The following is a 20,100-nucleotide window of genomic DNA, read 5'->3' as shown; positions in this document are numbered from 1 at the left end:
CTATTGAGTTCTCAAACATCGTTCGCACACTCAGCGCAATGAATCTTTATCATTCACCGTCTTGAGCGGCTGGAGTTCACACTCTAGTAAACAAGTTTAAACCTTGTCAACTGGGAGTTAATCTCCGTGTCACCAGCGTCTCGCGGCGACTTCGATAAATATACGCACACCCCCAACAAACAACAAATCCCCAGGTATTCATGCTTTTTCGAGCAGTTCTTATCCCGGTTGTGAATCGCAGGTCTAGAAAAACGACGAATCCCGCCGCACAAGGCGGCGGGATAGGCATGGTCTGCTCCGACTAAGAAGACCGGTTGTTAGCTGAGCTTGGCACCGGCGAAGTTCTTCTTTCCTCGTCGCAGAACAAGCCACGAACCGTGAAGCAGATCCGTAGCGTCCGGCTCCCACTCATCAGACTCAATGCGCTTGTTGTTGACGTACGCGCCACCTTCCTTGATGGTGCGTCGGGCAGCGCCCTTCGAATCGGCCAAGCCAGCGGCAACCAACAAATCAACAATGGTTCGCGGCTCCCCTGCGGAAATCTCTGCCACAGTGGTCTCAGACAAGGCACCAGCCAGGGTATTTTCGTCCAAATCAGTGAGCTCAGCTTTGCCGAACAGTGCCTGCGCTGCTAGCTCCACAGCCTTCGTAGCCTCTTCACCGTGCACCAATGTGGTCATCTCCTGGGCCAACCTGCGCTGCGCTTCACGACGGAATGGTTCGTCCGCGACCTTCTGTTCGTAGGAAGCAATCTCTTCCTGATCAAGGAAGGTGAACCAACGCAGGTAGTCGATGACCACAGAGTCGCCAGCGTTTAGGAAGTACTGGTACCACGCGTACGGGGACGTCTTCTCCGGATCCAACCACAGCTTTCCGCCACCGGTGGATTTACCGAACTTCTGCCCCTGGGCGTCCGTAACCAACGGAACGGTAAGGCCGTGAACCTTCGCACCGTTGACACGTCGGTTGAGATCCACGCCGGATACGATGTTGCCCCACTGGTCGCCACCGCCGATCTGCAGGACACAATTCAGCTCGTTATGCAGGTGCACGTAGTCGTTGGACTGAAGCAGCATGTAGGAGAACTCAGTGTACGAGATTCCGTCGGACTCCAAGCGACGCTTGACCGTGTCACGGTCCAGCATCGTATTCAAAGAAAAGTTCTTTCCCACGTCGCGCAGGAAGTCAATGACAGACATCTGAGAAGTCCAGTCCGCGTTGTTGACCATGGTCGCCGCGTTCTCACCCTCGAAGTCAATGAACTGGCGCAGCTGCTTCTTGATAGCCACCATATTCTCATTGATGGTCTCCTGCGAAAGCATGGAGCGCTCCCCCACATCCCGCGGGTCGCCGATTTGCCCCGTAGCGCCACCAGCGAGGGCGATTGGGTGATGCCCGGCCTTTTGAAAACGGCGCAGCATAATCATCGGCACCAAGTGGCCCGCGTGCAAGGAGTCACCCGTGGGGTCGAAACCGCAATATAGAGTGATGGGTTCCTCGCAAGCCGCGCGGAGGGCGTCGAGATCTGTGGACTGGTTAATGAGGCCGCGCCACTGCAGCTCATCAATGATGTTCATGGAGGCTCCTTTTACTTCGATTCCGGCTGGACGGGATAAGTGTTCGCAAAGACCACTAAATTCGCGGGATGCGTCTTAGGCATCGTCGTCAGTTGGCGGCCACGGTGTTGCGTGATCGGCCAGCATGACGGGAATACCGTTTTCAATGGGATAGGCCACCCCTAGCCGGTCATTGACCAGTACCTGTTCTTCTTCCAGGTAGTTCAGCGGGCCTTTGTCCTGCGGACACACCAAAATGTCGAGCAGCTTCGGATCAAGACTCATACCCGCCAACCCTACACCTCCTTGGAATCTGCAGAAGGAGTGGTCCCACCAAATTGCAGCTTCAGCGCCATGGAGTGATCCTGCAGGCCACGGACCGAGTTCTGGGCAATGGCGTCACGAATCTCCGTCATCTCTCGATTGAGTATCCCCAGCGCCTCAGTTACCTCTTTGACCGCTGCGGGCTCGTTGAGTTCCGTTACTTCTAAATAGGACTTCACCAAACTGCTCGAGTGCTCCTCAATCATGTCGCGGACAAGGGACTGCTGACTTGGGGCATCATCGAGCCTGTCCCAGTTGTTGAGCACCCACGTTGCCGAGGCGTCGAACTCCGTCCACGCGCGATCTACGGGCGCCGGAATGTCTCGGTGGTGCAGGCTGTAGCGAGTGCTCTTCAGGCTTGTGGTCAGCCGGTCCGCCTCAGACACCGGAGGGGCCGGAAGCTCCTTGCCCTGCCTCTCCGGCGGGATGAGAAATCCGGCTGCCGCGCCGCAGCTGGCCGCCACGATTGGCCAAAGGAATCCCAGGCCGCCGCCAGTGAGGAAGTGCAAGGCAGCGACGAGCACCGTCACTACAACTGCGGCAATTACCTTGCGAGGGGTTACGTCGTCCATGGATGCCTGCCTTCCTTGACAATGGAGAGGGTGATTTACTGATAAGCGCGAATTTCTTCGAAGGCCCCGGCCAGATCACCGTCGATGGCGTTGAAGGTTTTGCCGCCGGTGAGTTGGGCTAGCTCCTCCATCTCTTGAACATTGGCTTCACCGTACAAGATGACGAACACCGGGATATCCTTCTTGTCCGGTGGGAGCTGTTCATACGCCTCCTTAAACTGAGCAAAGGTTCGGCCGCGAGTGACCTCACCGTCGGTCATGAGCACCACGGTGCCAATATCGCCGTCGCCAGTGCTCAGCCCATCAAAGGCTTTAAGCACTGAGTCGAACGTGGCGGTTTCTCCGTCGGCCTGCAAATCCTCTACTCGATCCGCCAGTTCTTTGACCGAGCCCATGTTTTCGGTATCCATCACCGCGCGGGTCACTGGCTGAGGTTCGGACGAGTACGGCATGAGCTTGATTTGCTCGCGGTTACGGAAGGCAACCTGGCCTTGTTCTGCGGTATTGCCGTCCGCAGAGCCGTCGATAAGCGGGCGCAAGCTGCTCTTGAGAAGCTCGATACGCTCACCTTCCATAGAACCCGAGGTATCCAGCACAAGAGACGTGTTGCCGGGTTTGCGCAGCTCGTGGGCGAATGCGGCCTCCAGCGCCTGTGCAGTCTTCTCGTTAGCGGGATAAGGAAGCTCGAACATGGTGCCCGGCAGATCGGAATTGTCCACACGCAGGTGGTAGCTCTTCAGCAGCTGGGAAGAATCACGCAACCAATCAGCCAACGCCTGCACCTTAGCTTCTGCGTCATCGTCTGGGGAGCTATGAAGGGCCGTGAGTGGATAATCCGCGGAAATGACACCATCGGAAGGAATGACCACTTGTAGGTCTGCGCCTTCGTCCTGGAGCTGATAGAGCACGGATTCGTAGTTAATAATCGCGTCCGCTTGCTCCGGATGCTCGCGGAAGCGATCCGCCAACCACCCCGAGGAGCCAGAGGTGAGCGTCTGATTACCAAACAGGTCTTGGACCTTGTCCGAAGCCTTGTAGATATCCTCCTCCGTTAGCGCTCGGCCAGTGTCCGCGAAAGCGGTGGTGGCCGCAGACAAGGCGGAGAAACCCGAGTTCGACGTTGATGGGTCGGTCATCCCAAAGGTGATACCTGAATCTGAAATCTCCTGCCAGGTCGGCTGCGTGGTGTCCCATCCGTGCTTGCGTGCGATATCCTTATGCACGCCCAACGCCACAGGTGAGCGCGCGACGCTGAATTCCTTTCCCAACTTGCTATCGGCACCAATGATGCGGGCGTAGCGGTTGGTGGCGAACCACGTGGCGTCATAGTGACGGTCAAAGGTTCCTTGTTGCAGCGAACGGGAGTTCTCCAACGTGCCTGACTCCGTGGTCATGGTGATATCAAAGCCGAGCTCCTCGGAGGCCTGTTCCAGGACCGGCTCCAGCGGTGCAAGCTCCGTTGCGGCGACAATCTTCAGGTCACCGTCTTGCTCTTGCTCGCTTGAGGTTGAGTCGTCGAGCCAACTGTTTCCACTGACAGCGGAACAAGCAGCAAGAGTCATCATGCACGACACGGCGACGAATGCCTTCAGGGATCGCAACATTCACATCATCCTTTCCGGGAGTTCGTTTCCCGTGATTAATCCCAGCTCTTGCTGAATGGCTTCAAAGTCTTGCCAAGACGTGGGAGGTTGTTGAGTTGGCAGAGGGAGAGGGCTGTACTCCACGTCGGCGACCAGCTTGTCGAAGATGCTGGTCGGCTCCGTGCGGTATCCCTGCATCGCGGCAACACCTTGAATTGAACGGTCACTCACGGCGGCGGCGAAAGCCTCACCTTCCTCCGTTTGCGGGACGACGGTGGAGGTCAGCATTGCACCTGGGACGAGAGCTAAGGGAGTGTAGTCCTTGAGCTTCGTACTGCCCTCAGAATCTGATTGCTTTATAAGTTCGGCTACGTACTCGGCTTCGGTGGCCAACACCATGGGCATCTCGCCCTTCCCAAGACGCAGGTAGGTATCAAAAATTCCCTGCGTGCTAGCCTCTCCGTGTCCTTGACCGACGAGTAGTCGCTGCATGGCATCATCACCGCCTGCTCCTCCCCCGACGGAACGAATCAGGGCGGCATACTGCAGAGCTGCATTGGATTCGCGGAGGCTGGGAACCGCAACATCGACAACGCGAGGAGATCCAAAAGACGGGCTAATATCGCGCCAGCGTGTGCCTTCCTTTGACATCTCGTTCAATTTTGCAAGATCGAGGGACTTGTTACCGCCGTTGTCAACCACCAAGCCTTGAGATTCCATATCACCCACCAAATCCGTATAGACCAGTGCGATGAGTGGCGTAGAGAATGCAACCACCGAGCCGGGGTCGGCCCCAGTGATGGTCGTGAATTTATCTTTCGTCTCAGCAACACGTGCCGCGCCATCCACGACGGGCATGACGAAGTCATAGTCAGGGTCGGGCCTGCTAGCAATCTCTACCAAGTCCTGGGGCGAGAAAACGTCATACGCCACCGAGATGCCAACCTCTGCAAATACTTGTTGCTGCTCCGCGGCTTTAAAAAACTCCTCATCTTCCGGACTGATGGCACCCTTCACGTGGAGGAGGTCGCGATGCGAGGAGGGCGAACTGGGAAAGCTAAAGCTGGGCATCGAAATCCAGCCACGCCCCACGACCACGGAGACGATAGCGACAACCAGGAAGGCGAGGGCTACGATAACTGACTTCTTTCGTCCACCCGGCTGTGCGCTACTCATGACCTAAATCATAAAAGGCACTCCGCCATGGTGCTCGACTTACCGATCGCGCACCCCCGATGCAGTCCCCCGCTGCTGCTATCCGAAAGCGGTTGCCTTAATAAGAACTGCAGAGATCAATGCGGCCACAGCGGGACAGAGAAAAGGGCGGCGACTCTGTCCCGACCATTGGGCTAAAGAAGCGAAGGCACGTTCGCGACCAATGAGAAGAGATCCTTAGGATCCTCCGGGTTGGCAATGATATCGATCTCTGACTCCAAGTCAGTGCCTCTTACAGAATCACGAAGGTAGCGAAGGGCAGAAAAGTCATTGATGGCGAATCCGACATCGTCGAAAAGCGTGATCTGGTCATCGCTTTCGCGGCCCGTCGCCTGCCCAGTAAGTACCTGGTAGAACTCGACCACTGGAAAGTCTGCCGGCTTCTGTTGAATCTCGCCCTCGATGCGCGTCTGTTCTGGGAACTCAACAAAGACCTTGGACTTGTCCAAGATTGAGCTCTCTAGCTCGGTCTTGCCCGGGCAGTCACCGCCGACCGCATTGAGGTGCACGCCAGGTGTGACGTGATGCTCGGCCAGGATTTGGTTCTGGGCTTTATCGGCCGTGCAGGTGGTGATGATGTCGGCGCCCTGTACGGCTTCATCAACACTTGAGCAAGCTGTGATGTTGAATCCCAATGGCTCCAAGTTTCGCTGGAACTTTTCTACTGCCTTCGGGTCAATGTCATAAATAGCGATGTCATCGATCCCCATTACACCGCGGAATGCAAGGGCCTGGAACTCTGACTGCGAGCCAGCCCCCACCATGGCCATACGCTTGGAGTCTTTTCTGGCTAGGTGCTTTGCCACCATGGCGGAGGTGGCCGCCGTGCGCAGTGCCGTAAGCAAAGTCATTTCGGCCTCGAACGTGGGGTAACCGTTGTCGACGTCAGCAAGCACGCCAAAAGCAGTTACCGTCTGAAAGCCACGTGCGGGGTTCGAAGGATGACCATTGACGTACTTGAAGGAGTACTCCTTGCCATTGGAGGTAGGCATGAGTTCGATGACGCCGAACGGGGTGTGAGAAGCCACGCGTGCGATTTTGTCGAATCGCTCCCATTCGCGGTAGTCCGCCTCAAGGTAGTCCACCATTCCGATAATGATGTTTTCTACTCCCTCACGCTGTATCCAGCGCGCCATATTCTCTACATCTACGAACTTGACAGCATGGTTCATTGCAATCTCCGATCTTGATTCTTGTATTAGTTCTTCGGGTGAAGGTCCGTCTGCGGCGCGGCTGGGAAGCGTGAGGTGGGAAGGTGCTTGGCCTTCCTCTCCGCCGCGATGGTGTAGATACGCTCACGCCAGGCAAACCACATGGCAGCGAACACCGGAATGAGAAGCAGCGTAGAGGCCAGAGCGAAGGTTCCGATTGGGTAGTCAAAAGCCATAAGGATAATGACCACCGCGATGAAGGCAAGCACAGACCAATCACCTGCTTGGCCGAAGGGCGAGCGATAATTTGGACGGGTATAGCGCCCCTTCTTTGCCAGGTGCACAAATTTGATGTGCGACATGGCCACGGCGGCCCACGACGCCAACGTGCCCAGCGCGGCCAGATTCAACACGATCTCGAAAGCCATCTCGGGCACCACATAGTTAAGAAACACACCAGCGAGACCGACGAAGGCGGCCATCACGATGCCTCCATAAGGAACGCCAGATTTGGACATGCGGGCACCGAATTTGGGCCCGGAGCCAGCAGTAGACATGTTGTACATGATGCGGCCCGTCGAATACAGACCGGCATTCAATGAGGAAATCGCAGCGGTGATTACCACCAGCTGGAAGATAGGCGCAGCATAACCTGCGCCAAGTGACTCAAAAAAGGTCACGAATGGCGATACTTCTGTGACGTAGGTGGTGCAGGGCAAAACCAGGGTCAGCAGCAGCACGCTGCCGAAATAAAAGACCACGATACGGAATAGAACACTATTCACCGCACGCGGAATATGCTTTTCGACGTCCTTTGTCTCACCCGACGTGGTACCTACCAACTCGATGCCTGCATAGGCAAAGACAACGCCCTGGATGACAATTACTGCAGGCAACAGGCCATTAGGAAGCCAACCACCGGCATCAGTAATAAGGCTGAACCCGGTTGGATCACCGTTGGGGTGGCCTAGTATGACCACACCGATCGCCACGACCATGAAGATGATCAGCGCAACGATCTTGATCATGGAGAACCAATACTCCAGTTCGCCAAAGATCTTCACCGAGAGCATGTTGAACAAAAGGATGCTACATACGACGCCGAGGGCGAGCAGCCACTGCGGAACCGCGTCCAACCACGAGGTATATTGCCCAAACCATTTGATGTAGATAGCCACCGCGGTACCATCCGCCACCAAGGTGGCTGCCCAATTTCCCCAGTAAAGCCAGCCCGTCACGAAGGCAGTCTTTTCACCGTAGAACTCACGCGCATAAGAGACGAAGGAACCCGAACTCGGGCGATACACGATGAGTTCGCCGAGCGAGCGCAGAATGATGTAGCCGAAGAATCCACACACCAAGTACAAGACGGCGAGGAACGGTCCCGCCGTTTGTAGGCGCCCGCCGGTGCCGAGCAGCAACCCGGTGCCGATGGCAGAGCCAATGGCAATCATCTGCAGCTGACGGTTGCTCATCCCCTTCTGGAGACCGTGGTCTTCCGAAGCATAGACCGCTTTCTCTTTCTCATGAGACTCCGTGTTGGGCGGCCGAAGTGTTTCAGTCATAAGGAAAATAGTCCTTTCCGAATCCGGAACGCGATGGAGCTTCGCATTCCCTAAGGAAACGTTATAGGAACCTTATGAGACACACCTCACGTGTACCCCCGTTTTGTGGTGCACGACAACTATGTGCAGTGGAAAAGAGCGCTCTGCGTCACCCCCACATAAGAAAAGAACCGCATGGTCATAAGGACCATGCGGTTTAAGAAGCTGGCGGGTTTAGCGCAGCGGAATCTGCGCCCATTCGCGCGCGCCACGAGCACGCTCGCGAACCTTTTCGCGCTGTTCCACCACGCGGATACCGGCGGTGCCGCCCTTAGTGGAGCGCGACGCCACTGCCCCATCAATGGTCAGCACCTCGCGAACCTCTGGGAGCAGGCGCTTGTCGACGCCCGCCAATTCCTCATCAGTGAGATCCACCAGGTCAACGCCGCGGGACTCTGCAATCTGCACGCACGCACCGGAGGCCTCATGAGCCTCGCGGAAAGGAACGCCTTGGCGCACCATCCACTCAGCCAGATCAGTGGCCAAAGTGAAACCGCGCGGTGCGAGCTCGCGCATGCGATCTTCGTGGAAGGTCAGGGTTTCGACCAATCCGGTCATCGCCGGCAGCAAGAGGTTCAACTGCGCCACCGAGTCGACGATGGGCTCCTTATCCTCCTGCAGATCACGGTTGTAGGCCAAGGGCTGCGCCTTAAGCGTTGCCAGCAGCCCGGTAAGGTTGCCGATGAGCCGGCCGGTCTTGCCGCGGGTCAACTCCGGTACGTCCGGGTTCTTCTTCTGCGGCATGATCGACGAGCCCGTGGACCAGGCATCATCCAAGGTGACGTAGCCATACTCTGGAGTACACCAGTAGATGATCTCCTCGGATAGGCGCGACATGTCCACGGCAATCTGGGTAAGGACGAAGGCCGTTTCGGAAGCAAAGTCCCGTGCTGCCGTGCCATCCAGAGAGTTCTCTGCGGAGGAGTCGAAACCGAGCTCCTCGGCGATAGCCTCCGGGTCCAAGTGCAGCGAGGAACCAGCGAGTGCACCCGAGCCATAAGGAGACACGGCTAAGCGCTTGTCCAGATCCTGGAGGCGCTCAATATCACGCAGCAACGGCTGGGCGTGTGCGAGCAGCTCGTGCGCTAGCAGAACTGGCTGCGCTGCTTGGGAGTGGGTCTTGCCCGGCATGATGGCATCCGGGTGAGCCTCGGCCTGATCAGCCAGGGCTTCCACTAAGTCGGTGACTTGGAGCGCGATATCGCGGATGGCGTCACGAATCCACATCCGGAACAGGGTGGCTACCTGGTCGTTGCGGGAACGTCCAGCGCGCAGGCGTCCACCAACCTCGGGGCCAACAATGTCGATGAGCCCGCGCTCCATCGCGCCGTGGACGTCCTCGTCTGTCGGCAGCGGGGTGAATTCACCAGAAGCAACCTTCTCCCCTAATTCGCTCAGGCCGTTGAGCATGGTGTCCAGGTCGGCGTCGGACAGCAGTCCAGCCTTGTGCAGGACCTTAGCGTGGGCCTTGGAGGCCAGCACATCATAGGGGGCGAGGACCCAGTCGAAGTGGGTGGATACGGACAGGGCAAACATCGCCTCGGAAGGGCCGCCCGAAAAGCGGCCTCCCCACAACGCGCCCTCGTTAGTCTTGTGCATCGTTTCCTTATCTTGACCTTGGCTGTGCTGGTTTACTTGCCTGTGGGGAAACCGCCGTCGCGGTCACGCTGGTTGGAGATCTGCGTCGACAGACCGTGCAGCTGGACAAAGCCCTTGGCCGCAGTCTGATCGAAGGTATCACCGGTGTCATAGGTGGCCAGGTCGAAGGAGTACAACGACTGGCCAGAGCGACGGCCATTGACGGTGGCGGTGCCGGCATGCAGAACCATGCGAATATCGCCGGTGACGTTCTCTTGGGTGGACTCGGTGAAAGCATCCAGGGAGCGCTTCAGCGGCGAGAACCAGAGACCATCGTAGACCTCCTCGGACCAGCGGGCGTCCGTGAGGCGCTTGTAGCGGGCCAGCTCACGCTCCACGGTGACATCTTCCAGCGCCTCGTGGGCCTTGATGAGCACCATGGCGCCAGGAGCTTCGTAGACCTCGCGGGACTTGATGCCCACCAGGCGGTCCTCCACCATGTCGAGACGGCCAATGCCCTGTGCACCAGCGCGGCGGTTGAGCTCCTCGATGGCCTGAAGGACGGTCACCGGCTTGCCGTCGATCGCAGTAGGAACACCCTTATCAAAGGTGATGGTCACCTCGTCCGGGGCATTGCCCAAGTCCGGCTGCTCGGTATAAGCGTAGAGGTCCTTTGTCGGCGGGTTCCACAGATCTTCCAGGAAGCCGGTCTCGACCGCACGGCCCCACACGTTCTGGTCAATCGAAAACGGGGACGCAGCGGACTGCTCGATCGGAAGGTTGATTTCCTCAGCGAAGGCAATGGCCTTATCGCGGGTCCAGGCGTAGTCACGCGCCGGCGCAATGATTTCCAGTGCCGGATCCAATGCGCGGAAGGAGACCTCGAAACGCACCTGATCGTTACCCTTGCCCGTGCAGCCGTGCGAAACATGGGTACCACCGTGGGCCTGAGCGGCCTCTACAAGGTGCTTGACGATGAGCGGGCGCGAGATAGCAGACACCAGCGGGTACTGCTTCATGTACATGCCGTTCGCCTTGATGGTGGGCAAGCAGTACTCTTCTGCGAACTCATCTTTTGCGTCGACAACGATGGACTCGACAGCACCGCAGTCGAGAGCACGCTGGCGCACAGATTCCATATCCTCGCCGCCCTGACCAAGGTCAAGGGACACAGCGATAACCTCGCCGCCGGTCATCTTGGCCAAGTAGGGAATGGCGACGGAAGTATCCAGACCGCCAGAGTAGGCAAGCACAACGCGTGCAGTCATAGTAGTTTGCTCCTTTAAGACAGACAGGTGCTAAAAATTGAACTGATTTATATTATACAGACTTACGTATAAATGTTAAATGCCGCGGCTGGTGAGCTTTTCTGCAAGCTCACGGCCTCCTAGTCCTTCACGCGCTAGGACAAAGATGGTGTCATCGCCTGCAATACAACCCACCACATCTGGCAGGCCCACACGATCAATGAAGGATGCTAGGTACTGGGCAGCGCCCGCGGGCGTGCGGAGCATCGCGATATTGCCGGAGAAATCGTGGGAGACCACGAGTTCATCGAGCATGCGGCGCAGCTTCTCGCGCGGACCGTTGAGCTGGTCTTCGAATTGCTCCAACTCGCCGCCCACCACGTAGAAGGACCGGCCACCATCGCGTTTTACTTTCTTGGCGCCCAGCTCATCGAGGTCACGCGACAAGGTGGCTTGCGTGATGTCGATTCCCTCATCGAGCAAGAGCTCGGAGAGCTGGACTTGGCTCGTGACCCGTGTGCGGTCAAGAATCTCCAAGATCTTTGCTTGGCGGGCATTGCGCGTCGTTGGGGTTGTCGTCATTCGCTTAGTTCTCCTCCTGAGCTGCAAGAAGCCACACGAGCAGCGCCTTCTGTGCATGGAGACGGTTCTCCGCCTCGTCAAAGACACGGGAGTGTGGTCCGTCAATCACCTCAGCAGTCACTTCGTTGCCGCGGTAGGCCGGTAAGCAGTGCAGGAAGATCGCTTCTTCCTTGGCACGGGACATAACCTCTGGGGTGACCTGGTAAGGCAGGAACGGGGTGCGACGGTCCTTGCCGTCATCTTCCTGCCCCATGGAAACCCACGTGTCGGTGATAACAACGTCGGCGCCGTCGACGGCCTCGAGAGAATCAGTCACGGTCACCGTGCCGCGCTTCCGGGCACGTTCCACAAACTCCGGCTGCGGCTGGAAACCTTCCGGCGCAATGATCGTCATCTCCATGCCCGCGGTGGCAAAGCCCAACATATAGGAGTTGGCCATGTTGTTGTTGCCATCACCCAGGTAGACGGCCTTGCGGCCAGCCAGGTCACCGAAATTCTCGCGGCAGGTCACCAAATCCGCCAGGATCTGGCACGGGTGCAGGTCATCGGACAGAGCGTTGACGATGGGTACCGTCGCGGTTTCAGCCATCTCTAGCAGGTTTTGGTGCGCGTAGGTGCGCCAGACAATTGCCTCGACAAACCGGGAGAGAACAGCAGCGGTGTCCTGGTACGTCTCGCCTTTGCCCATCTGCGTGGACTTTGTCTCCGTGACGATGGCGTGCCCGCCCAGGTGAGCAATTCCCGCCTCGAAGGAGAATCGCGTGCGCGTCGACGTCTTGTCAAAAAGAACCGCGACCGACTTCGGGCCCTCCAGCGGACGCTCGGAGAAGGGGTCCCTCTTCAGCTTCAAGGCAAGGTCCAAGACCTCTGCCTGTTCCTCCGCTGTGAGGTCGTCATCTGCCAAGAAATGGCGCACGCTCATCCTATTTCCTCCAGTACCTTATGCAGGCGATCGATTGCTTGCGTGAGTTCTTCATCGGTGATCACTAGCGGCGGGGTCAAGCGCATGACCTCGCTGCTTGGGGCGTTGAGGATGAGACCGTGGTCCAAGCCTGCAGCCACAACGTCCTTAGCCACCGATTTATTTAATACAACTCCTAGCATAAGCCCTCGGCCACGCACAGACTGCACAGCCGGAGATTTAGCTAGCTCGGCGCGTAGCCACTCCCCCTTACGGGCGACGTCGGCGAGGAAGGGGGCGTCGACAAGCTCCAGCACCGTCGCTGCCGCCGCACAGGAAACGGGATTGCCGCCGAAGGTCGTGCCGTGGGAACCCGGGGTGAAGAGATCCTTTGCCTGACCACGGGCAATGGTGGCGCCGATCGGCATACCCGCGCCCAAGCCCTTAGCCATGGTGATGACGTCAGGAAGAACGCCCTCATGCTGGAAAGCGAAGAAATCACCGGTGCGCCCCACACCAGTTTGCACCTCATCGACAATCATGAGGATCCCGTGCTTGGTACAGAGCTCCCGCACGGCGCGCAGGAATCCATCGGGCGCGGGTATCACACCAGTCTCCCCCTGAATGGGCTCCAAGATGATGGCGGCGGTATCCTCCGGGTTCTGTTCCACCAAGGTGGTCAAGTAGTCAATGTCGCCGTAGGTATAGAACTCCACTCCGCCTGGGAAAGGTTCGAAGGCCTTGCGCTTGGCAGGTTGCCCGGTCATAGCGAGAGAGCCCATCGTCCTGCCATGGAAACCGTAGTGCGCGGCGAGGATGCGGCGGCGGCCGGTCAAGCGCGCCAGCTTAAAGGCAGCCTCATTGGCTTCCGCTCCGGAGTTGGAGAAGAAGACACGGGCGTCGCTATCCCCCACCTTCTCCAGGAGTTTGCCCGCAGCCTCGACGACGGGTTTGCTGGCAAAGAGGTTGGAGACATGCCCAACGGTCGCCACCTGAGCGCTGACCGCCTCGACGATGGCCGGGTGGGCATAGCCCAGCGAGTTCACAGCAATGCCGGCGAGCATATCGATGTATTCTTTACCGTCTTCATCGGTCACCGTGGCGCCCTTGCCGGACACGATGGCCACGGGTGGGGTGCCGTAGGTGTTGCTTAACACCTCTCCCCACCGTTGCGTCAGTGTGGTCTGCGCGGTCATTTCTTATCGTCCTTCCTAAAGATCGTGCCTTCTGGGTAGTCCTCACGGTTGTAATCATTGGGCAGCACCATCGTGCCGATGCCGCCCGTAGTGAGCAGCTCTAGTAGCACGGCGTGGGCGATACGCCCGTCGATGACGTGGGCGGCGCTCACATCTCCCTCGACAGCCATAAGGCAGGACTCCATCTTCGGAATCATGCCCGAATCCAGGCCTGGGAGCAGGGCTTTGAGTTTGTCGACCTCAATTTTCGACACCAGTGAATCGCGATTGGGCCAGTCGGTGTACAGGCCCTCCACATTGGTGAGGATGACAAGGCGCTCAGCACCCAGTGCTCGTGCCAATGCACCGGCTGCGATATCCGCGTTGATGTTGTAGACCTCGCCGTCATTTCCGGGAGCGATAGTCGAGACCACTGGAATGCGTCCAGCCTCGATGATGTCCATGACGGCGGAGGGATCGACGCTGACGATGTCTCCCACCATGCCGATATCGGTGGGCTCGCCGTCGACGTCGACAAACCGCTTGCGGGCTTTAAACAGACCCGCGTCCTCACCGGAGGTTCCCACGGCGTAGGGACCGTGGGAGTTGATGAGATTCACCAGACCGCGACCCACCTGGCCGAAAAGAACCATGCGAACCACATCCATGATTTCCGGGGTGGTCACGCGGAAACCGCCCTTGAATTCTCCTTCAATGCCCAGCTTGCCCAGCATCTCATTGATCTGCGGGCCCCCGCCGTGCACCACCACGGGCTTAGCGCCCACGGTGCGCAGGAAAACCATGTCGGCGGCGAAGGCGGCCTTGAGCGAGTCATCCACCATCGCGTTGCCACCGTACTTCACGACGACGATCTTGTCGCGGTAGTGCTGCAGCCACGGCAAGGCTTCCGCGAGCACAGTAGCGCGGTCTACATTGCTGAGTCCCTGAATCATCTTTCCTCCCTGTTTCTCTTAGGAGCTGTACGCGGAGTTGATTTCCACGTAGTCGTGGGACAAGTCGGTGGTGCGCACGAAAGCGGTACCGCTTCCACCAGTACCTAGGTCAACGCGTACGTCAATGTCAGCCCCGGAAAGGTCAACATCACGCGCGCCGGGCGCGCCGGTGGACCCAACGCACACAGCCTGGTTATTGAAGAACACCGAGATGTTCTCCGGATCCATATCAGCCTCTGCCATGCCAACTGCGGCGAGCACGCGACCCCAGTTGGGATCCGAGCCGAACATCGCACACTTGAAAAGGTTGTCGCGCCCCAAGGTGCGCGCGGCGTTCAGCGCCTGTTCATCGGTGGAGGTTCCTTCGACCGTGATCTTCACGCGCTTGGTCACACCCTCGGCATCTGCCTGGAGCTGATCCGCGATATCGGAACACACCGCCAGAACAGCAGCATCCAGCTCTTCCTGGCTAGGCTCAACATCGGAAGCGCCAGAGGACAGGATGATGACCGTGTCATTGGTGGAGGTCGAGCCGTCAACGTCAAGCGTGTTGAAGGTCTGATCACTAGCGGTCTGCAGGGCGGAGTGCAGGGCTTGTGGAGAGGCCACGGCATCCGTCGTCACGCATACCAACATGGTGGCCAGAGAGGGAGCCATCATGCCCACACCCTTGCCCATGGCGCCCATGCTCCAGCCCTCGGCCTTAAAGAGCGATTCTTTGACCACGGTATCGGTGGTCATGATTGCCTCCGCGGCGGCCTGACCGTGCGATTCATCAGAACCGAGATCCCCGGCAACCGCTTCAATACCGGCCAATGCCTTCTCCATGGGAAGCAGCTCTCCGATAAGACCCGTCGAGCACGCCGCGATGTTGGCTGCGGGGATATCTGTGTGCTCGGAGACAGCGGCTACCATCGCCGCCGCATCCTTGTCCCCTTGCACGCCGTTGCAGGCATTCGCGTTGCCTGAGTTATAAATGACGGCTTGGATGGCACCGTCCGCTACTGCTGCACGGGAAAGCTTCACGGGAGCGGCCACCACGCGGTTACGGGTAAACACTGCGGCTGCATCAAAGTTGGGACCTTGATTGACCACAAGGGCCATATCCGGCTTTCCGGAGGGCTTAATCCCAGCCGTCGTGGCGCCAGCGAGGAAGCCGGCGGGTGCAGTAATCATTTCTAGTTTCTCCTTGTCTTAGCGGAACTACAGTTCCAGCGGGATTGGGTGGCGCGAGGAACGCGCGGGCGAGTATTTGGCTATCTAGGGGGCGACGGCTGCCTGCGGCAGGCCCAGAGTTTCCTCCCAGCCCAAGGTGAGGTTCATGCACTGAACGGCCGCGCCGGCGGTGCCCTTGCATAGGTTGTCTAAAGCCGCAGTGATGACAAGACGGTTAGCGCGCTCATCCACGTGTGCCTGAATATGAACCATGTTGCTGCCCACCACGTTCTGGGTTTGCGGTTGCTGGCCTTCCGGAAGCACAAGGCAAAATGGCTCGTCGGCGTAGAACTCACGGAAAGCCTGGGCAACACGGCGCTTGTCGACGCCCCCCTTCAGCGGCGCCGTAATCGTGGCCAAAATGCCGCGCGGCAGAGGGGCAAGCACTGGAGTAAAACTCACGGACACCGGCTCCTGAGTAAAGGGGTGCAGGTTCTGCAGTACTTCCGGGGTGTGGCGGTGGGTGCCACCCGGCTTGTAGGCCTTGAGGTTGCCCATTGTCTCCGCGCCCAACTGAGCTACGGAGGCCTTCTTACCGGCTCCGGATACACCGGTAATCGCGATGACGGACAGGTCCGGCTCAATTAGCCCTTGCGCCACGGCAGGAAGGGCCCCCAGGGTAATCGTGGTGGGAAAACACCCTGGAACAGCGACGCGGTTGCTGCCCTGGAGCTTCTCGCGGTTGCCGGGAACTTCCGGGATCCCGTAGGGCCACGCGCCGGCATACTCACCGCCATAGAATGCATCCCAATCTTCTTTGTTGCGGAGGCGGAAATCGGCGGCACAATCGATGACGGTGACGGACTCCCCCAGCTGACGGCCAATCTCCGCCGAATGCCCGTGCGGCAAACCGAGGAATACGATGTCATGGCCGGCGAGGACTTCTGGGGTGGTGTCCTCGATGACACGGTCTGCCAACTGCGGCAGATGCGACATGAGTTCGGAGACTCGCTGGCCAGCATTGGAGTGCCCCGTGAGCGCGCCAATGCGCAGATCACCTGAAAGGTACGCTGGGTGCGACAGCAAGAGGCGTAGAATCTCGCTCCCTGCATAACCTGTGGCTCCGGCGATTGCTACTGAAATACTCATGCAGCCACCCTAGCAAATAATGCAGTCGGCCGTATGTTATTCAAAAACAGCCGCGATATTTCTTCATTCCATGAACGACGAAGCTCGGATTCTCGCGGTATAGTGCGAGAATCCGAGCTGTGGATGAGGAAATAGGAGTGACGCGGGGCCGGCTAACTCCGGGCCCTTTTATGAAACGAGGGCTGTATTTGGACTACATGACGCGGGAAGAGACGTCCCCCAGTCCTTCCGAACCAGATACGGCCTTCTTTCCTGCGTAGCCTAGGTAGCCCTGTGGGCCGACGAAGTGGATGCCGCCCTGCGCATCGGCGATAGCGGTGACTTCATTGAATTGGTGAACTTGGCCTGGCTGGAGGCGCTTGAAGTTCGTGGTCGTAAGCCCTTGGTTAAAGCAGTCAGCCTTAGAGCGGCCTGCATGGTAAATAAAACGCGGTGCCAGTTGGCCTGGCGGGTTGCACTGCGGGCTGGTAGCTCGTGCGCCTTCGGACAGACATGCTACGTAGGTTCCTTCGATATTCGCGCTTTCACAGTTGACGGTGCCGTCGGCATTGGAGAAGCCTTGTGATAGGTCGGCGGAGGCATGTGGGGCAATCGTGAGTGCACCGACAACGGCGGCGGTGGCGGTAAGGCGGGACAACAGACGCATGGTGTAGACAATCCTTTCGGGGTTGGAAACGCTGCCCCTCTGAGGCTATGAGCTAAACCACACACCTACCAGCGCTGGGGGATCTTTCCCCACGCCTTCGCACGCTTGCGCAAAGGGAAACCCGGCCCACCTGCGGGGTGAACCGGGTTGATGGATTAAGAGATGTCGATAGGCTAAGCCCGCATCTGTGCGCCGAGACGCTGCTGAGCCAGCTCCGCAGCGGCCAGACGATGCTGGTTCGCCTCGTCATCAGTCAGTGTGCGGTCATCAGCGCGGAAAAGAAGCTGGAAGGCAAGGGATTTCTTGCCCTCACCAAGCTGCTCGCCGCGGAAGACGTCGAAAAGCTCCACGGACTCCAGCAGCTCACCGGCGCCCTCCTCAACGACCTTACGAACCTCTTCAGCCGGGGTGGCATCATCGACGACCAAAGCGATGTCTTGGTGCAGGGCCGGGAAGGAAGACAACACAGGTGCCGGGAACTTCTCCTCCAACGGCAGTGCTGAGACATCGAGCTCCATTGCACACGTGCGTGCAGGAAGCTCCAAAGCTTCAAGAACCTGCGGGTGCAGCTCACCCGCATAGCCCACGACCTGCTCTTCATCATCGGCGAGGACAATTGCGGCACAGCGACCCGGGTGCCACGGAAGCTGTTCGGCTGCCTTAACTGCAACGTCAACACCAGCGGAACGAGCCACCTGGCGCGCAGACTCGATCGCATCTGCGTAGCTATACGCGCGGCCGGTCCCCCACGGACCTTCGTGCTCAATGTTGCCGGTAGCAACCGTAGCCACGTGCAGCGGCTGCAGAGGCAGGGACTCCAAAAGCTCAGCCACGACGGACTCCTCCGGGCGGGACTCCACCGAAGGCATCGGCGACGCATCAGCGCGCTTGAAAGCCACCTGCTGGAGACCGAAAAGGGCAAGGTCGCTTCGGCCACGGGCCACGTTGCGGGCGATGGCCTCAAGAAGGTTCGGGAGCAACGTCGTAGAAAGAATGGCCTTGTCGGACTCGAGAGGATTCTGCACGGCCACAGTCTTACGTCGCGGATCCTCCTTGTCCAAGCCCCATGTATCAAAGGTGTCGTTCGGGATAAACGGCGCCGGCAAGACCTCGGCATAACCGGCATAGGCCAAAGCGTGGCCAATAGCGCGGCGGCGCTTCTGGGCCGGCGTCAGACCGCGACCGCCTGCCGGGGTCGGCAGCATAGTGGGAATGTCCTCTAGCCCTTCCAGGCGCAGGACTTCCTCAATGAGGTCGACGTCCATGGAGATATCCGTGCGCCACGTCGCCGGGGTAACCTGCAGCTCATCACCGTTGTCGGTGACGTCGCAGCCCACCTCGTGCAGGCGCTGGATAATGGTGTCGCGGGAGTACTCCACGCCGGCGTATTCGCTGGGCTTGGCGGTACGCAGGGTGATGGGCTCGCGCTTGGCGACGTCTCCCACGAGCGTCCTGCCAGCCTCGATGGTGCCGCCAGCAATCTGCTGCAGCAGCGCGCAGGCGACGTCGAGGGCGACCTCAACAATGTCCGGGTCGACGCCGCGCTCGAAGCGGCGGGACGCCTCAGAGGAGAGCTTGTGGCGGCGAGAGGTCCGGGCCACGGTGATCGGATCCCAGATGGCGGACTCGAAGTAGACATCCGTGGTCTCATCGGAAATCTCTGAGGTCGTACCGCCCATGACACCGGCGAGGGACTGAATGCCGTTGTCATCGCAGATGACCACGTCACCAGCCGACAGCTCACGCTTGACGTGATCTAGGGTCTCGAACTTCTCCCCTTCTGCGGCATTGCGCACCACGAGGTTGCCGCTGATCACATTGGCATCGAAGGCGTGCATCGGGGCACCCAGCAACAGCATGACGTAGTTCGTGACGTCGGTGGCCACGTTGACGCTGCGCTGGCCGGACAACATGAGCTCGCGCTCCATCCAAAATGGAGTTCGGGCAGCGGGGTCGATACCGGTGACCTTGCGCAGACCGAAGCGCTGGGCTTTGGTTTCCTCGCGCAGGTCAACGTCGATAAACGCGCCCTGTGCCTGAGGAACAGCCGAGATATCCACACCGGCCGCGCTCGGGTCCTGAGCCACGTCCGGGAAGGTGAGGTCAAACGCCGAAGCCACCTCGCGGGTCAAACCACGCGCGGAGAGGGCGTAGCCGCGATCCGGGGTGATGTTGACGTCGAAGGCGGTATCAGCCAGACCGATGATGGGGCGGGCGTCCTCGCCAACCTTGTCCGCCACCTCGTCCCCTAGAACGATAATGCCGTTGGCCTTGTCGCCGAAGCCGAGCTCAGCGGCGGAGCACATCATGCCGTTGGAGATGTGGTCATAGGTCTCGCGGGCAGCAATCTTGAAGCCGCCGGGCAGCTCAGCACCTGGGAGGGAGACCACGACATAGTCATTGAGACGGAAATTGCGGGCACCACAGATGATGCCCTGCAGCTCGCCGGTGCCATTTGCGTGGCCAACGTTGACCTGGCAATAACGGATTGGCTTCTTGAACTGCGTGAGCTCTTCAATCTCGACGACCTGGCCAATGACCAGCGGGCCGGTCGTCTCTGGGAGGGCCTCAAATCCCTCGGTTTCAAAACCAACGCGAACAAAGCCGGAGTCCAACTCTTCGGAAGGTACGCTCCAGCCGGAATTCGCGGTGCCCAGGATGCGGGTAACCCAGTCTTGGGAAATAAGCATTGTTTTCTCTCTATCCTTT

Annotated in this window: 17 protein-coding genes; all 17 read right to left on the bottom strand. The window is 58.9% G+C overall.

All coding sequences use genetic code 11. The features are described from left to right. Positions 1 to 317: 317 nt before the first annotated feature. The 17 genes from tyrS to pheT all read right to left on the bottom strand — a co-directional run bounded on the left by tyrS (position 318) and on the right by pheT (position 20,081). On the bottom strand, positions 318 to 1,577 hold the full coding sequence (gene tyrS / locus HMPREF2604_RS03890; RefSeq protein WP_070523122.1) for a tyrosine--tRNA ligase: 1,260 nt from the start codon (positions 1,575 to 1,577) through the stop codon (positions 318 to 320). Between the two features lie 75 nt (positions 1,578 to 1,652). Beyond that, positions 1,653 to 1,841: a Trm112 family protein gene (locus tag HMPREF2604_RS03885; RefSeq protein WP_070523125.1), complete on the bottom strand. Its 189-nt coding sequence runs from the start codon at positions 1,839 to 1,841 to the stop codon at positions 1,653 to 1,655. Between the two features lie 11 nt (positions 1,842 to 1,852). Further along, positions 1,853 to 2,452: a hypothetical protein gene (locus HMPREF2604_RS03880; protein WP_070523128.1), complete on the bottom strand. Its 600-nt coding sequence runs from the start codon at positions 2,450 to 2,452 to the stop codon at positions 1,853 to 1,855. Between the two features lie 35 nt (positions 2,453 to 2,487). Next, a complete protein-coding gene (locus tag HMPREF2604_RS03875) occupies positions 2,488 to 4,056 on the bottom strand; it encodes a vWA domain-containing protein (RefSeq protein WP_070563335.1) in 1,569 nt (522 codons plus the stop codon). Beyond that, positions 4,057 to 5,211 (bottom strand): hypothetical protein, encoded by a 1,155-nt coding sequence (locus tag HMPREF2604_RS03870; protein WP_070523136.1) that lies wholly within the window; start codon positions 5,209 to 5,211, stop codon positions 4,057 to 4,059. Between the two features lie 173 nt (positions 5,212 to 5,384). Then, the gene (locus HMPREF2604_RS03865; RefSeq protein ID WP_070563332.1) at positions 5,385 to 6,422 is read right to left on the bottom strand and encodes an ornithine cyclodeaminase; all 1,038 of its coding nucleotides are present in this window, start codon (positions 6,420 to 6,422) and stop codon (positions 5,385 to 5,387) included. A gap of 26 nt (positions 6,423 to 6,448) precedes the next feature. Next, positions 6,449 to 7,966: an amino acid permease gene (locus tag HMPREF2604_RS03860; protein ID WP_070563330.1), complete on the bottom strand. Its 1,518-nt coding sequence runs from the start codon at positions 7,964 to 7,966 to the stop codon at positions 6,449 to 6,451. Between the two features lie 213 nt (positions 7,967 to 8,179). After that, on the bottom strand, positions 8,180 to 9,604 hold the full coding sequence (argH, locus tag HMPREF2604_RS03855) for an argininosuccinate lyase (RefSeq protein ID WP_010190047.1): 1,425 nt from the start codon (positions 9,602 to 9,604) through the stop codon (positions 8,180 to 8,182). Between the two features lie 32 nt (positions 9,605 to 9,636). Then, positions 9,637 to 10,851, bottom strand: a complete 1,215-nt coding sequence (locus tag HMPREF2604_RS03850; RefSeq protein ID WP_010190050.1) for an argininosuccinate synthase — start codon at positions 10,849 to 10,851, stop codon at positions 9,637 to 9,639. A 75-nt stretch (positions 10,852 to 10,926) separates the two neighbouring features. After that, positions 10,927 to 11,412, bottom strand: coding sequence for an arginine repressor (locus HMPREF2604_RS03845; RefSeq protein WP_010190051.1), 486 nt, complete (start codon positions 11,410 to 11,412; stop codon positions 10,927 to 10,929). 4 nt (positions 11,413 to 11,416) lie between these two features. Then, a complete protein-coding gene (gene argF / locus HMPREF2604_RS03840; RefSeq protein WP_070563327.1) occupies positions 11,417 to 12,334 on the bottom strand; it encodes an ornithine carbamoyltransferase in 918 nt (305 codons plus the stop codon). Next, a complete protein-coding gene (locus HMPREF2604_RS03835) occupies positions 12,331 to 13,509 on the bottom strand; it encodes an acetylornithine transaminase (RefSeq protein WP_070523154.1) in 1,179 nt (392 codons plus the stop codon). Before HMPREF2604_RS03835 ends, argF begins: the two co-directional genes overlap by 4 nt. Further along, positions 13,506 to 14,441, bottom strand: coding sequence for an acetylglutamate kinase (argB, locus tag HMPREF2604_RS03830; RefSeq protein WP_070523157.1), 936 nt, complete (start codon positions 14,439 to 14,441; stop codon positions 13,506 to 13,508). Before argB ends, HMPREF2604_RS03835 begins: the two co-directional genes overlap by 4 nt. Before the next feature lie 18 nt (positions 14,442 to 14,459). Continuing rightward, the gene (gene argJ / locus HMPREF2604_RS03825; RefSeq protein ID WP_070523160.1) at positions 14,460 to 15,617 is read right to left on the bottom strand and encodes a bifunctional glutamate N-acetyltransferase/amino-acid acetyltransferase ArgJ; all 1,158 of its coding nucleotides are present in this window, start codon (positions 15,615 to 15,617) and stop codon (positions 14,460 to 14,462) included. An 84-nt stretch (positions 15,618 to 15,701) separates the two neighbouring features. Next, positions 15,702 to 16,745, bottom strand: a complete 1,044-nt coding sequence (gene argC / locus HMPREF2604_RS03820) for an N-acetyl-gamma-glutamyl-phosphate reductase (RefSeq protein WP_070563324.1) — start codon at positions 16,743 to 16,745, stop codon at positions 15,702 to 15,704. 193 nt (positions 16,746 to 16,938) lie between these two features. Continuing rightward, positions 16,939 to 17,391: a hypothetical protein gene (locus HMPREF2604_RS03815; RefSeq protein WP_070529922.1), complete on the bottom strand. Its 453-nt coding sequence runs from the start codon at positions 17,389 to 17,391 to the stop codon at positions 16,939 to 16,941. Positions 17,392 to 17,564: 173 nt separating this feature from the next. Beyond that, positions 17,565 to 20,081 (bottom strand): phenylalanine--tRNA ligase subunit beta, encoded by a 2,517-nt coding sequence (pheT, locus tag HMPREF2604_RS03810; protein ID WP_070563116.1) that lies wholly within the window; start codon positions 20,079 to 20,081, stop codon positions 17,565 to 17,567. Positions 20,082 to 20,100 lie beyond the last annotated feature (19 nt).

The organism is Corynebacterium sp. HMSC055A01 (genome assembly GCF_001809405.1).
In the GTDB taxonomy this organism is placed as follows: Bacteria; Actinomycetota; Actinomycetes; order Mycobacteriales; family Mycobacteriaceae; genus Corynebacterium; species Corynebacterium hesseae.
The sequence above is the reverse complement of the archived record's forward strand: the minus strand, read 5'-3'. Positions and strand labels throughout refer to the sequence as shown.